The organism is Flavicella sp. IMCC45537, from assembly GCF_057197705.1.
In genome coordinates this window covers 3,285,321-3,299,254 of the sequence record NZ_CM170067.1, presented here as the reverse complement: position 1 = coordinate 3,299,254, position 13,934 = coordinate 3,285,321, and the positions used below count along the sequence as shown (strand labels likewise).

The following is a 13,934-nucleotide window of genomic DNA, read 5'->3' as shown; positions in this document are numbered from 1 at the left end:
TGCAGTGTATAAAAACACGGTACAACACAACAAAATTACCCCCCTGTATTTTTGTAAAAGTCTTCTCAAGTTTGGTTAGAAACTTTTCAATGCTTTTTTAATTAATGCTTCGACAGACAATGTACTGTCTTCTTTTAGTATACGATCTAATACCTTTTCCGAAATTTTTCTTGCAAATCCAAGTACTTCTAAAGCAGATAACGCTTCATCTTTATTAGTATTGTGCACCGGAAGTTCATTTTCATCTAAATCAAAAGTTTTAACCACCTTATCTTTTAAATCCAAAATAAGTCTTTGTGCTGTTTTTGCTCCAATTCCTTTCACAGATTGTATCAAAGCTACGTTTGACGAAGCAATTGCTTGTTGAATTTCTTCTGAAGTCATAGAAGACAACATGGTTCTAGCAATGCTTGGCCCAACTCCTGATACAGAAATCAATAACCTAAAAATTTCACGTTCTAATCTGGTCACAAAACCAAATAAGGTATGTGCATCTTCTTTGATAGAAAGATGTGTATATATTGTAATTAACTCCTCTGATGGTAAGGCACTAAAGGTATTCAATGAAATATGTAATAAATACCCAACCCCATTGCAATCTACCACAACATACGTTGGATTTTTCTCTACTAATCTCCCTCTTAACTGTGTAATCATATTGTTAGATTCTGATTCTTACGGTTTGTTTTAATTTTTTGCTTTATTCTGAGCATCAACAACTGCTACTGCAGCCATATTTACCATTTCGTCAACACTTGCACCTAATTGTAAAATATGTGCTGGTTTTTTCAAACCAAGAATAATTGGCCCAATAGACTCTACTCCGTTCAATTCCTTCATCATTTTATAAGAAATATTTGCAGAGTCAAGGTTTGGAAAAACTAAGGTATTTGTTTTTTTTCCGGCCAATAGTGAAAAAGGAAATTTATCTTCCATCATTTCAGAATTCAGGGCAAAATCTGCTTGTATTGGTCCATCCACTATTAAATCAGGATTCGATTTGTGCAAAATTTGTACGGCTTCTTCAATTTTTCTAGGATGTATTGACGGTGACGCTCCAAAGTTTGAAAACGACAACATTGCCACCACTGGCTCTAAACCAAACATTTTTACAACGCTACTTGTTAACTGTGTAATTTTAGCCAATTGTTTGGCATTTGGATCAATATTGATGGTTGTATCAGACAAGAACATAGGTCCACGTTTTGTCAACATCATATTTGTTGCAGCAATTCTAGATACTCCTTCCATCATTCCAATAGTTTCAAACAAAGGTTTTATCGTACTAGAATAGTTCCTAGAATACCCTGTAATCATGGCATCAGCATCTCCTTCGTTTACCATCATGGCAGCAAAATAATTACGCTCACGCATCATTTTTTGAGCTTCCACTAAAGTAACCCCTTTTCGTTGGTTTGCTTTCCAATAAATTTCTGCGTATTTAAACCTACGCGGTCTTTCCTCATCAATTTTTGGATCAATGATTTCCACATCACCATCAAAGCCAATTTCTTCTATATGTTTTTGAATGATGGCTTTATTTCCTAATAAAATTGGAATGGCAATTCCTTCATCATGCACTATTTGTGCCGCTTTCATTACATTTAGTTTATCCGCTTCATTGAACACCAAACGTTTTGGATTTGATTTGGCTCTATCATGCAGCATACGAACCATTTTATTCCCAGTCCCCAATCGTTCCATCAACTCATGCTTGTATTTTTCCCAATCTTGGATTGGGTATTTTGCAATTCCCGAATCCATTGCTGCTTTCGCAATTGCTGGTGGAATTTCATAAATCAACCTAGGGTCAAAAGGTTTTGGAATGATATAATCTCTACCAAACGTAAGGTTTGACTGATTGTATGCAAGGTTTACTTGTTCTGGTACGGTTTTCTTTGCAAGATCTGCCAAAGCATGTACCGCTGCCATTTTCATTTCTTCATTAATTCCAGTAGCTCTAACATCCAAAGCTCCTCTAAAAATAAAAGGGAATCCTAAAACATTATTCACTTGATTAGGATGATCAGAACGACCTGTAGCCATAATGATATCTTTTCTTGTCTTAACTGCTAAGTCAAAATTTATTTCTGGCGTTGGATTGGCCATTGCAAAAACAATTGGATCATTCGCCATGGTTAACAACATCTCTGGTGTGACCACATCTCCTTTAGACAATCCAATAAACACATCAGAACCAATCATTGCTTGCTCTAAAGTATTCAAATCTCTATCTGTTGAAAATTCTGCTTTTTGAGAAGTTAAATTTGCACGATCGTTACGAATAACTCCTTTAGAATCGCACATAACAATATTATCTCTCTTGGCTCCGAGTGCCATATACAAACGGGTACAAGAAATTGCTGCTGCCCCTGCCCCATTCACTACAATTTTTAAATCTTCAATATTTTTACCTACTATCTCTGCTGCATTCTTTAATGCTGCTGCAGAAATAATAGCTGTTCCGTGCTGATCATCATGCATCACCGGAATATCCAATTCTTCTTTCAGTCTTCTTTCTATCTCAAAAGCCTCAGGAGCCTTAATATCTTCTAAATTTATCCCACCAAAAGTTGGAGAAATAGCTTTTACGGTATCAATAAACCTATCTACATCTGTAACATCTACCTCTATATCAAACACATCAATATCAGCAAATATTTTAAAAAGCAATCCTTTCCCTTCCATTACAGGTTTTCCTGCAAGTGGTCCAATATCTCCTAAACCAAGAACTGCAGTTCCGTTAGAAATTACCGCAACTAAATTTCCTTTAGAAGTATACCTGTAAGCATTTTCTGGATCCTTTTCTATCTCCAAACAAGGCTCAGCAACCCCTGGAGAATAAGCTAAAGACAAATCTCTTTGACTTGCATACTTTTTTGTAGGAACTACTTTTATTTTTCCGGGTGTTGGCTTTGCGTGATATAATAAAGCTTCTCTTCTTTTTCTAGATTCAGACATGCGATTTTTCGTAGGTTAATTAACCAACAAATATATTCATTTTAGAATAGAAACTTCAGAAGTTTTTTAATCTTTTAGGAAGTTAAAAACAGGAGTTAATTCAAATACTTTTTATTTTTATTACAGCTCTCAGTCGTTATTTTTAAAACGACTATTTTATATAATTTAAAGCAACAGATATTTACCATCTCTGCTTGTGCAATCGCTCATAAAAAAGTGCATTGAGAAATAATTTTGGAATTAGTGTGGTGCCTGGGTAGTTTATTTATCGCAAGTTTAATCGCACAAATTGCAAATCTACGTTATTGGAAAAATTAGAGTTTTACAACTGTAATGAAAAAGCTTATTTCATATTACTTTTCCATTGATGAAAAGTAACCAAAAATCTAGTCTGAAGAAACTTTCTTGAAATTCTAATCCTCGAAACGAAACAAGCTGAACTCCCTACGCTCAAACAGCACCTTGTTTATCTCGTTTCTTGTGGATGAATTTACTACGAAGACTTTCTTATGACGAAAAACTATATTTATAAATCTTTGAAAAAAAATAAAATAATCTTCGTCTCTAAAGTTCGTAATTGAGAATCACTCCATTGAAGAAATCGAAAAAAGAAAAAATTAGAGTTTTACATCTATAATGAAAAAGCTTATTTCATATTACTTTTCCATTGATGAAAAGTAATCAAAAATCTAGTCTGAAGAAACTTTCTTGAAATTCTAATCCTCGAAACGAAACAAGCTGAACTCGCTACGCTCAAACAGCACCTTGTTTATCTCGTTTCTTCCGGTTGAATTTACTACGAAGACTTTCTTATGAAAGAACTACTCCATCTATTGATATGATTTTAAAACTAGCCAAAGTATTTAATGTAAGCGTAGATTATTTGGTAGGAGAAGGACAGTTAGCTAACTACAATAAAGAGGCGCTTAAAAGAATTGATGATATTGAACAACTGGACAAAGAAACTCATAGTAAATTGTTCTTTCTAATTGACAATATAGACCAGAATTTCACAACCAAACAAGCGTTTTCTTAATGCATAAAAAAGCCTCAAGAAAAGTGAGGCTTTTGATTTTTACTTTACATTATTCTCTGATATATCGAAACGATATAAATCATACTTTTTAAACAATTCAGAAGTGCTATATTTACCTGTTCGTGCTTCAAGATAAATCTCTTTGCTTATCTCAAATTTTCGAATACCACCTCCGTGCCTTGATAATTGATATTTTATAAAATATCGTCCAGTCTCATCGGTAACAATAAATCCTTTACCGTAATAAATGAAATCAGTATTTTCAGGAACAACAACCGCTTTAGGCTCTCTTTTTTCCCATTGAAAAATAAGATTATGTAATTTATATTTCTTAAATAACTCCTTAATTTCTACCTCTCCACCAAGAATAGCATTATATATGTTAACAGGCAATAAAACATCTTGTTTTTTCCTAAAAAGGGAGTTTTCTAAAGGCAGTACATGAAGTACCGCCTGTTTAAATTCAACCTTACTAACAATCCAACCATTATCTAATTTAATTTCTCTCATAAATTAAAAAGGAAATAATATCTTCTTAATACTTTTATCCGATAAATCTAAAATAGCTTCAGAAACACCACCTGCGGTTTTCCCTCCTGGAATCCATTTTCCAGGAATCGCTCCACCCTCCTTACCTGTTGGAAATCTAACATCAGTCTTAAAATCTTCTTTTTTTAACCCATGCTATAACAGTGTTATTTCCTGTCAAAGTACCTGGCTCTAAAGTTAATTTTTGTTCTATAGCTGTTAAATTACCTCCTGTTTCAGCCATTAAATCATCAAATTCACTTTTTGGCATAACAAAGGCTTCATCAGTTCCTAAAGTTGGATATTTATCGGTAGTAAATCGAACTGCACCTTCATCAAACTTTGCTAAATGATTATCAATATAATCTTGCGACAAATAAGTATTTGGCTCAGGAACTACCTCTCCATTAAGTCTTTTGTTGTAAGCATCTAAAGCTCCTGGATTTTTTCTAAGTGCATCATCAACACCTACATCATCGAACTTTTTCCACGCGTTGACCAACTCAGGCTTACTCTTAATTGCCTCTTTTAGAGCTGGTGTATTTTTAATATCATCTACCAGCTTAGCTAAGCTACAATCTTGCGCAATACTTATTTGCGCAACCAGCACAAATATAAAATAAATAAATATTTTTTTCATTTTCTATAGAATTATTTACGAACAGGTTCTCTAATATCAAGGTTTAGGTAGTCAATGCCTTGAACGAAATTATCGACATCAACAAATATTTTCAATTTGTAATCTCCTTTTTGAAGTCTTTTGTTTTTAAAGGTAAAAACACCTGGATTACCTTCAATATTCTCCCATGAACGACCATTAAACACCTCATCCCCATCTTCATAAAGGGTCGCTCTCAGTTTTACGTTACCTGTAACTGGAAACATTTCTCTATCCCAAGTAATTGTCACATCATAATAACCAACAACATATACTTCATTTTTGCTGCGATCAGGAAGCTGAACATTCACCAATTCTAAATCTACACTCTTCATAAAACCTGAAGTAAAACCACCATCCGCAAGGCTGACATATTTTGTCATAAGTTGTATTATATCAAGTGAAAGCATTCTTCCATTTATTTTACTCTCCTTATATAACACTTCAGCTTCGTCTAGGGTTGGTTCAAACAAAAACTCACCTGTATCATTAATAACATCCGCCATTTCATTTAAGGCCATTATTTCCTTTACCTTCTCTACACTATATAATGAAACTAAAGTATTTAATGTTCTTAAGTTGTACTTTTCAAAATTAATTTCATTCATTATTTGATCCCATACTCCTTGACTAATTCTCGGGTTTTTTACTGCAAATGTTTTTAAAACAACTTTGGCTCCTGCTTTATATTGACTCTCCATTTCTAACTTGTCAAAAAACAAAGAGTATACTTCTTTATCTGACGTACTCAAATTGGAATAAGTTTGTGCATTTACAACAAAACCAAATCCAAGCATGAATATTACTATTTTTAAAATTCTCATAATTTACCTGTAGTATTTTTAACAATCTAATTTTTTTAACCTTTTTCTGAGTTGAAAAAATTGGTGAAATAATAATAGATGCAAACCTATTCGTCTTTTAAAAACTCAATATTCCTTGTCAAACCGGTAAACTTTGTTCTTTTTACAGCAGATTTTTTAAAAACTTTTCTAAAAACATCTTCTGTAATTTCTTCCCAATCATTTTTAGACATTTGTAATAAATCCGGGTGAGGATTAAACAATGGCTCAGAATGCGGCTTTGAAAAGCGATTCCATGGACATACATCCTGGCATATATCACAGCCAAACATCCAGTCATCAAATTTACCCTTTACCTCTGTAGGTAATTCATTTTTTAATTCAATCGTAAAGTATGAGATACATTTGCTTCCATCAACTGTATTGTTAGGCAAAATGGCGGCAGTCGGACAAGCATCAATACACTTGGTGCAGGTACCGCAGTGATCGGTTTTAAAAGGCTGGTCATAAACTAGATCTAAATCCAATATCATTTCAGCTAAAAAGAAAAAAGAACCATGATGCTTTTGAATCAACAAAGAATGTTTTCCATTCCACCCCAAACCTGACTTTTGTGCCCAAGCTCGTTCCATAACAGGAGCAGAATCGGTAAAAACCCTTCCCCCCACTTCACCAATCTCTTCATGAATAAAAAGCATCAAATCCTGCAATTTCTTTTTGAGCACATGATGATAATCTTGCCCGTATGCATATTTAGCTACATGATAAGAATCCTGGCTTTGAACCTCCTCTGGAAAATAATTATAACTCAAAGAAATAACCGATTTAGCCCCTTCTACCAGCAAAGTAGGATCTAATCGTTTGTCAAAATTATTTTCAAGGTATTGCATTTCTCCTTGAAAACCCTGCTTCAACCATTCCTCCAATCTGGGTGCTTCCTCTTCTAAAAACCCAGCTTTGGAAATTCCAATACTTGTAAAGCCGAACTCTAAAGCCTTCTCTTTTATAAGTTTTGTATGTCTTTCAATTGCAGTCAAAGTATCACAAAAATACATTAATTAAGGAACTCTCGCTTTGTGTGAATCACTTTTAAAAAGTATTTTTGTAAAAACACAAGACAAATGCAAATTGAAGTTTTACTTTTTGGAATTATTGCCGATTTAATTGGAGAAAGCAACATTTCAATAGAAATAAACAGCGGTAGTACTATTGGAGATTTTAAAGAATCTTTGATTGCAAACTATCCCCAACTAAAAACTTACACGACGTACGCAATTGCTCTTAATGAAGCTTACGCCTTAGAGGAACAAATAATTCAACAGCAAGACACCATCGCCATAATTCCACCCGTAAGTGGTGGTTAATTGAATTATTACCTCTAAATATTAAAACTTATAATCTTTTTCCGAATGAATCCTATTTCTATAAAATTAACTTCAGACAAACTTTCTCTTAAAGAATGCTATAGCTTTGTGGAAGATCCAACTTGTGGCGGGATCGATATATTTGTAGGAACGGTAAGAAATCATACCAAAGGAAAAGAGGTAGAAAAATTAGATTTTTCAGCCTATGGCCCCATGGCAATTAAAGAAATGCAGTTAATTGCAGAAAAAGTTCTGGAGAAATTTGAAGTGTTTAAAATTGCAATTCATCACGCAGAAGGAATGTTACAAATTGGAGACATCCCTGTAATAATTGCTGTCTCTGCGGCCCATAGAGTTGCTGCGTTTGAAGCTTGTCAATATGCTATTGATACACTCAAAGAAACGGTCCCTATCTGGAAAAAAGAACATTTTGAAGATGGTGAGGTCTGGGTAAATGCACATCCCTAAAAAAGATTAATGATTCTAGAATCAAGACATAGGAATGATGATTTTAACGATTTGAATGCTTTGACTCCTGACTCCTGACTCCTGACTATAAACTATACAATCTCCATTTTCCTTAACAAGAAAGAAGCATTCATATTTTGACAGATTCCTTTTTTCAATTTATAATCAAAAAACAATTCATCGTTTTTTATTTCTGCATCAAAATAATAATTGTGAATTTCAGTATACTGACTCTCAATTTCACACAAACTTAAATCATGTGTAGCAATCAAGCCAGTAGCTTTCGAAGCGACCAATTTTTCGACAAATTTTTGAGACCCCTCAGCCTTATCTGTACTGTTGGTTCCCTTTAATATTTCATCCAGAACGATAAAATAATTTTCATCCCTAAGAGCTTCGACAATATATTTTAATCGTTTTAATTCAGAGAAAAAATAAGACGTATCATCAGATAACGAATCACTATTTCTAATACTTGTTATAAGTTTTACGGGATTATAAGTCATCTGTTTTGCACAAACAGGCAATCCCATATTTGACATGAGAATACTCAAAGACACCGTTCTTAAAAAAGTACTTTTCCCTGCCATATTTGCCCCTGTGATAATAAAAAAGTCTTGTTTATTTAACACACAATCACTGTTTACCCTTTTTGACTCCAACAAAGAAGGATGTCCTAAACCTGTCGCCTCAATAACCGATTCTTCTGAAGAGATAGTCGCAAATGTAAATGCCGGATTATTAAATGCATAATTTGCTAAACTATTGTAAGCATCAAAAAAGGCGATAACTTCAAACCAATCTTTTACCTTATTTTTATTTACCTCCATCCATTGTTCTACACGATAGGCTTGTTTAAAATCCCATAACAACAAACCATTTCCAAAAATGGCAAAAATCACATTATTACGTTGATCTAGTGCATTTAAATAATCGAAAAAGACAGCCATTGTTTTAGATGCTTTTTCATGATTATTATTAATTTTAGATCGCATTGCATTTAATTTCTCTGCAGAGAATTCTTTCTTCTCTAACACTTCTAACAATTTATAATACTGCTGAAACGTTGCTTTCACCTTTCCAACGCGTAGATACAAATGATTGACTTTTTTAATAAAGACCCCAGAAACTGCGAGTCCAACAAAAAACCATATGGTTAAAAAATTAAACGAAATATTCAAAAAACTTATCCCTAAAATCAGTAACAGCGACACCGTTGAAAAAACCATAGGCAGCCATTTACCAATTTTTGGTAACGAAATAGGATGTTGCTGCAACCAACGAACTACCTCATTTGGCTCAATTTCTGTTTGGACTGAACTTGCCAAAGCCGCAAACTCTTGTCGCCATTTCGGCAACCTACTCAACTCCTGAATAGCTTCTTGTTTTTGCTCTATCCCTTCAATATTATTTTCATTCAAAAAAGAGACTAATTTTTCGGTTCCCGCAGTAGTAGTCGTTCTATTCAAAAACTGAAAAAACGAATTTTTCCCAAACACATCTATATCAAAACTATAGGCATGTTTTGGGTTCTTATAGCGTTCTCCGGTATCTAGCCCAGAAACATCACCTTCTAATACAGATAATTCACAGGCATTTATTTCAATCAAACGAAACAGATGCTGTTTTTCTTCTTTTTTAGTCCAATACTTTTTCAGAAATACGCCAAAAATAACAGCTCCAGTAATTCCCGAACCTAACATTATTTGAACATTCCCTAAAAAAAAATAAATACAGAAAACAGTGCTCGCAAAAGCGATGAAACGAATCAAACTATATGCTTTCAACTGTTTTTGAACAGTTACATATAATTCATTAAAATGTTTTTTTTCTGCTGAATAAAAATCAAATGGAGATGTTTGCATAAAATTTTAAAGAGAGTAATAGGTATCCGAAACAATTTTTTCAGGAATTTCTTCCTCATCTAAAAGTTGTTTTAAATTGATTTCAATCGTCCTTGCAATACTCGTTACAGGGGTATCAGCGGGTTTATTTTCAAATGGATCTTGAATGGTTAAAGCTATTTTTTCAAGCATAAAAAAAGGTAAAGAAATCACCATCATAAATGGAATTTCTATCACATTATGTAAATCTGTCAAGGACAAAGACAGTGATATTAAAAATATATAAATAAAGAAATGCAAGGTCATTCTATATGTTTTTGGGAAAAACGTATTTTTAATTCGTTCAGCTTTTCCCATAGAAGCACACAAACGCACAATAGTACTATCTATTTGTATTTGCTGATAGTCATTAATTTTTTTTGATTTATGAAGTTCCAGTAAATCTTTGTTATGAAAATCCAACAAAGTTAAGGCCCTGTTTTTACTAGTTTTTAACACCTCTAATTCTTCTTTTGAAACAAATTTTTCAGCAATTTCTAAAGACTCTAATCTTCTCAAATCATTTCCTAAAACATAACACCAACCCATCTGACGGAACCCCATTTTACGCACCAAGTCAGAATCAGTACCGTCAGTGAAATTTTTCAACTGAACTACAAAACTCCTGGAATCATTCACTATAGCTCCCCAAATTTTTCTGGCCTCCCACCATCTATCATATGATTGACTTAACTTAAAAGAAAGTAACAAAGAAATGGCAGTTCCTAAAAAAGCAACAATAGAAAATGGAATTGTTAGATGCTGTAGATACAGAGACAGTATAAACACGAAAGAAGAAAATATCCCTATGATAAGCATATCAAAACGGATAATTTTAAACCAATAACTTAAAGGAATTCTTTTTTCTAAAATCATCTGATATTAATTTAAAGTTTTCAACTCTTGTTTTACTGTTTCAAATTCTTCTGGTGTATTTACATTTCTAATCAACTCATCATCAATTTCAATTATTTCAACTTCAGAATTGATCAATATTTTTCTAGGACAAGAATATCCTTGTGCTAAATAACTCAATAATATTGGATATGATTTAGGCTCCCATATAGTAATCAAAGGCTCCATAAATTTAGCTGATTTCCCTTTAATAGCAGTAGCTATCTTTTTCGGGTTTCTATTCTCTAACAATTTCTCAATCACCTCTTCCGAAACGTAAGGCAAATCTGTAGCCAAAACAAGATACGCCTCATTAGGGTTTTTCATAAAAGCGGAACATATTGCCCCAAAAGGACCTAAACCAATAAAAGCATCTGTAATCGTCTTATGATTATCTATCTTTTGATGTGCTCTTGCAGAAACAAATGTCTCCAAGCCTTTCTCCTCTAATAACTTTACAGCAAAGTCACTTTGCGGCATTCCATGATAAGAAAGTTGAGCTTTGTCCGTACCCATTCTTGTGCTCTTGCCGCCAACTAACACCAAACCATTCAATTTTGGTTTTTCAGATGCTACCAAATTTGCTATATGCTCAGTAATCGATGCCAAATCCTCTAAAGAATAGATTGGTAAGCTTGTATAGTTTGGGTATTTCTCCTTTAAGGCATTAAATACCTCTAGGCCATTTTGCGTGGTCACAAAAAACTGAACAGCATCTAATTGCTCTATTCTTTTTTCTATAGAGTTTTCCTTCTCAGGATCTAATATTACTATTTGTTTTTGCGCAGGAAAATGGTTTCCATTAACTAAAACAAGATCATAATTTGAAAAACGAACTCGCTCATTGAACTTATTTTTTTTGATATCAGAGGAAATCACTGTATCTCCAGAAGAATGATATGTAAAAGTATCAAAAACAGGTGCCGTATTATCCTTCCCATGAGAAGCATCGGCATAGGCTATTTTTACTTTCTCTGATAATTTTTCACTAATCGCTGCAACAAGATCTGTTATAACACTGCATTTTACACCTACTAATGCAATTTCATTTGGAGCAAAATCTCCATTATTTCTAAGTGTTAATTTTGCGTGTTTGCTATGCTTTTTCATTTATCCTTTATTAATATCCGATTTCCCACCAGATTTTTTTACTAATACTACTTCCTTGATTACCATATCTTGCGAAACTGATTTACACATATCATATACGGTAAGTGCTGCAATATTAACTCCTGTAAGAGCCTCCATTTCTACCCCTGTTTTACCTTCTATTTTAACTGTGCAAAACAACTCAATACATTCCTCATCTAATATTTCAATCTCTACATCTACACCATGAATTAACAACGGATGGCACATAGGAATCAATTCCGATGTTTTTTTAACTGCCTGTATCCCAGCAATGATTGCTGTTTGAAAAACGGGGCCTTTTTTCGTTTTCAATTCTTCATTCTCGAATAAAGATATTATTTCTTTACCTAAAAACATAGTAGCCTTAGCGGTTGCTTGTCTTTTTGTGATTTTTTTAGCACCAACATCTACCATTTTAGGTTGATCACTATTGCTTAGATGAGTAAAATTCTTCACGTTTTTTTATTTAAATATTAGCCCCCGGCATCAAACAATTTATCGATAAGTTATTACAGGAAAAATTTCTCCTTTTTGAAATGCTGTTCTATCACCTGGTAACTCCAAAAAAGCATCGGCTTCCGTTAAGTTAGCCAAATCACCTGAACCATTTCCAGTTACAGGGTATGCTATAAGTTCTCCCTTAATATTTTTCAATTGAACTTGTAAAAAATAGGTCAAACTAGGTTTAAAGTTAAAATCAACTCCCAATTTTGCATATTTTGTTGTATCCGCTTTGCCATAAACCGACTTTTGGTACCATGGATAAAAATACTTCAAACAATTCACATACGTTGAAACTGGATTCCCCGGAAAAGCAAAAACCACAGCACCAAAAGATACCTCAACATCTGATGAGGCAAGCCTTCCAAACCAAAAAGGTTTTCCCGGACGTTGTTTTACTTTATGAAACAACTTCTCAACCCCTATTTCGTCTAACACCTCAGGAATAAAATCAAACTTTCCTTTGGACACCGCCCCACTGAACAGCAGCACATCATATTGCTTTATTGCAGCTCCTATTTCTTTTAGCAAAGCTTCCTTATCATCTGACAAATGTTTTGTGTCTGATGGAATAGCTAGCTCTAACAACAGGGCTTGCAAACTATATACATTACTTCTTCTAATTTGATGTTCTAAGGGATTCTCAGCTACTTCAACCAATTCATCACCCGTAGAGACAATAAGTACTTTTGGCTGTTTTGCTACTAAGATTTCTTTTTTTCCTACAGTGGCAAAAACACCTATTTCCGCAGCTGAAATTCTTGTATTTTTAGGAATTAACAAATCGCCTTTGGATTTGTCTTTTCCTTTTAAATGAACATTTTGTAACAATTTCACTTCATCCAATGCAGTGGTTGCAATTCCGTTTTCAATTGATACCAATTCATAAGGAATCACGACATCCACCCCTAAAGGCAAAACAGCACCGGTCATTACCTCTAAACATTTTGTAGCATCATTTAGTTTTTTTTGAGGACTCCCGGCTGCTTGAACCCCTTCAATTTCAAAAGATTTCTGTCCTTCAGAAAATACTTTAAAAGAGACAGCAATCCCATCCATACAAACTCTATTAAAAGGAGGAAAATCTCTATCAGCAAGAATATCTTCTTTTAAAACTCTACCTAAAGATTCCATAAAATGTACCGATTCTGTACCGTAATCTTGAGAATTTTCTAAGATCAATTCACTTGCTTGTATAACTTCTATCATGAACTATTTTTTGAATCAATTAAATTTACTGCATTACTTTTTTAACCTGCTCACCAGAATTTTTAAAATCGACAATCCATAGGCCATCAATACACTTTGATAAAACACCCAAAAATATAAATTTCTGAAATTTAAGTGAAACGCTTTTTTTATCTCTCCAAAAAAGGCAACATCAATATCTCCCTGACTGTATTTCCAAAAAGAAAATCCTACTAAAAATATAGTAACCGTTATGACCATATTTAATAAGCCAAATATTACTTTTTGGATGATATTTTTACCTTCTGCATACGAAAACTTCAAATACTTTAGGTTCCCATATAAAAAAACAAATAGCAGAGGAAACAAGGCTGGCACAGGTAACAACCAATCTTTTTCACCAACTGGAATATGTATTTCTTTAGTCAGGTCAAAATTCGAAAAAATCAACATTGACACAACTGAAACCAAAATTAGTATGGTTATTTTTCTTCTTGAAGTTCTTTCTTGCCCCATAAT

15 protein-coding genes are annotated in these 13,934 nt (G+C 33.5%); 3 read left to right on the top strand and 12 right to left on the bottom strand.

The window, feature by feature from the left end; translation table 11 throughout:
• Window positions 1-75: 75 nt before the first annotated feature.
• Together ruvA and AC2DGP_RS13320 are read right to left on the bottom strand one after the other, a co-directional pair.
• Window positions 76-657 carry a Holliday junction branch migration protein RuvA gene (ruvA, locus tag AC2DGP_RS13325; RefSeq protein WP_484490556.1) on the bottom strand — a complete coding sequence of 194 codons (582 nt, stop codon included), beginning with the start codon at window positions 655-657 and terminating at the stop codon, window positions 76-78.
• A gap of 30 nt (window positions 658-687) precedes the next feature.
• Entirely contained in the window at window positions 688-2,961 is a 2,274-nt protein-coding gene (locus tag AC2DGP_RS13320; protein WP_484490555.1) for an NADP-dependent malic enzyme, read from the bottom strand.
• 787 nt (window positions 2,962-3,748) lie between these two features.
• Here AC2DGP_RS13320 and AC2DGP_RS13315 point away from each other — a divergent pair.
• Window positions 3,749-3,997, top strand: a complete 249-nt coding sequence (locus AC2DGP_RS13315; protein WP_484490554.1) for a hypothetical protein — start codon at window positions 3,749-3,751, stop codon at window positions 3,995-3,997.
• A 39-nt stretch (window positions 3,998-4,036) separates the two neighbouring features.
• On the opposite strand, the gene AC2DGP_RS13310 is transcribed toward AC2DGP_RS13315, so the two are convergent.
• From AC2DGP_RS13310 to queG, 4 genes are all read right to left on the bottom strand, one after another.
• Window positions 4,037-4,507: a hypothetical protein gene (locus AC2DGP_RS13310; RefSeq protein WP_484490553.1), complete on the bottom strand. Its 471-nt coding sequence runs from the start codon at window positions 4,505-4,507 to the stop codon at window positions 4,037-4,039.
• A gap of 148 nt (window positions 4,508-4,655) precedes the next feature.
• Window positions 4,656-5,165 carry a hypothetical protein gene (locus tag AC2DGP_RS13305; protein ID WP_484490552.1) on the bottom strand — a complete coding sequence of 170 codons (510 nt, stop codon included), beginning with the start codon at window positions 5,163-5,165 and terminating at the stop codon, window positions 4,656-4,658.
• A gap of 11 nt (window positions 5,166-5,176) precedes the next feature.
• A complete protein-coding gene (locus tag AC2DGP_RS13300) occupies window positions 5,177-6,007 on the bottom strand; it encodes a hypothetical protein (RefSeq protein WP_484490551.1) in 831 nt (276 codons plus the stop codon).
• A gap of 86 nt (window positions 6,008-6,093) precedes the next feature.
• A complete protein-coding gene (gene queG / locus AC2DGP_RS13295) occupies window positions 6,094-7,041 on the bottom strand; it encodes a tRNA epoxyqueuosine(34) reductase QueG (protein ID WP_484490550.1) in 948 nt (315 codons plus the stop codon).
• A 66-nt stretch (window positions 7,042-7,107) separates the two neighbouring features.
• Between queG and AC2DGP_RS13290 the strand changes: the two genes are divergently transcribed.
• Both AC2DGP_RS13290 and AC2DGP_RS13285 read left to right on the top strand, forming a co-directional pair.
• On the top strand, window positions 7,108-7,350 hold the full coding sequence (locus tag AC2DGP_RS13290) for a MoaD/ThiS family protein (protein WP_484490549.1): 243 nt from the start codon (window positions 7,108-7,110) through the stop codon (window positions 7,348-7,350).
• 45 nt (window positions 7,351-7,395) lie between these two features.
• Window positions 7,396-7,818, top strand: coding sequence for a molybdenum cofactor biosynthesis protein MoaE (locus AC2DGP_RS13285; RefSeq protein WP_484490548.1), 423 nt, complete (start codon window positions 7,396-7,398; stop codon window positions 7,816-7,818).
• Window positions 7,819-7,910: 92 nt separating this feature from the next.
• Here AC2DGP_RS13285 and AC2DGP_RS13280 read toward each other — a convergent pair whose 3' ends face one another.
• From AC2DGP_RS13280 to AC2DGP_RS13255, 6 genes are read right to left on the bottom strand one after another with little or no spacing between them, the layout of a single operon-like run.
• Window positions 7,911-9,683, bottom strand: a complete 1,773-nt coding sequence (locus AC2DGP_RS13280) for a MutS-related protein (RefSeq protein ID WP_484490547.1) — start codon at window positions 9,681-9,683, stop codon at window positions 7,911-7,913.
• 6 nt (window positions 9,684-9,689) lie between these two features.
• The gene (locus AC2DGP_RS13275; RefSeq protein WP_484490546.1) at window positions 9,690-10,577 is read right to left on the bottom strand and encodes a bestrophin family protein; all 888 of its coding nucleotides are present in this window, start codon (window positions 10,575-10,577) and stop codon (window positions 9,690-9,692) included.
• Window positions 10,578-10,583: 6 nt separating this feature from the next.
• Entirely contained in the window at window positions 10,584-11,705 is a 1,122-nt protein-coding gene (locus tag AC2DGP_RS13270) for an NTP transferase domain-containing protein (protein ID WP_484490545.1), read from the bottom strand.
• Entirely contained in the window at window positions 11,706-12,182 is a 477-nt protein-coding gene (moaC, locus tag AC2DGP_RS13265) for a cyclic pyranopterin monophosphate synthase MoaC (RefSeq protein ID WP_484490544.1), read from the bottom strand.
• Between the two features lie 39 nt (window positions 12,183-12,221).
• Complete coding sequence (locus tag AC2DGP_RS13260) at window positions 12,222-13,436, bottom strand: molybdopterin molybdotransferase MoeA (RefSeq protein WP_484490543.1); 1,215 nt, start codon at window positions 13,434-13,436, stop codon at window positions 12,222-12,224.
• A gap of 33 nt (window positions 13,437-13,469) precedes the next feature.
• Window positions 13,470-13,931 carry a hypothetical protein gene (locus AC2DGP_RS13255; RefSeq protein WP_484490542.1) on the bottom strand — a complete coding sequence of 154 codons (462 nt, stop codon included), beginning with the start codon at window positions 13,929-13,931 and terminating at the stop codon, window positions 13,470-13,472.
• Window positions 13,932-13,934: the final 3 nt, after the last annotated feature.

Bases quoted from the DNA above. Each gene is read 5' to 3' on its own strand.
- ruvA (WP_484490556.1), bottom strand. From the start codon at position 657: ATGATTACACAGTTAAGAGGGAGATTAGTAGAGAAAAATCCAACGTAT.
- AC2DGP_RS13320 (WP_484490555.1), bottom strand. From the start codon at position 2,961: ATGTCTGAATCTAGAAAAAGAAGAGAAGCTTTATTATATCACGCAAAG.
- AC2DGP_RS13310 (WP_484490553.1), bottom strand. From the start codon at position 4,507: ATGAGAGAAATTAAATTAGATAATGGTTGGATTGTTAGTAAGGTTGAA.
- AC2DGP_RS13305 (WP_484490552.1), bottom strand. From the start codon at position 5,165: ATGAAAAAAATATTTATTTATTTTATATTTGTGCTGGTTGCGCAAATA.
- AC2DGP_RS13300 (WP_484490551.1), bottom strand. From the start codon at position 6,007: ATGAGAATTTTAAAAATAGTAATATTCATGCTTGGATTTGGTTTTGTT.
- queG (WP_484490550.1), bottom strand. From the start codon at position 7,041: ATGTATTTTTGTGATACTTTGACTGCAATTGAAAGACATACAAAACTT.
- AC2DGP_RS13290 (WP_484490549.1), top strand. From the start codon at position 7,108: ATGCAAATTGAAGTTTTACTTTTTGGAATTATTGCCGATTTAATTGGA.
- AC2DGP_RS13285 (WP_484490548.1), top strand. From the start codon at position 7,396: ATGAATCCTATTTCTATAAAATTAACTTCAGACAAACTTTCTCTTAAA.
- AC2DGP_RS13280 (WP_484490547.1), bottom strand. From the start codon at position 9,683: ATGCAAACATCTCCATTTGATTTTTATTCAGCAGAAAAAAAACATTTT.
- AC2DGP_RS13275 (WP_484490546.1), bottom strand. From the start codon at position 10,577: ATGATTTTAGAAAAAAGAATTCCTTTAAGTTATTGGTTTAAAATTATC.
- AC2DGP_RS13270 (WP_484490545.1), bottom strand. From the start codon at position 11,705: ATGAAAAAGCATAGCAAACACGCAAAATTAACACTTAGAAATAATGGA.
- AC2DGP_RS13260 (WP_484490543.1), bottom strand. From the start codon at position 13,436: ATGATAGAAGTTATACAAGCAAGTGAATTGATCTTAGAAAATTCTCAA.
- AC2DGP_RS13255 (WP_484490542.1), bottom strand. From the start codon at position 13,931: ATGGGGCAAGAAAGAACTTCAAGAAGAAAAATAACCATACTAATTTTG.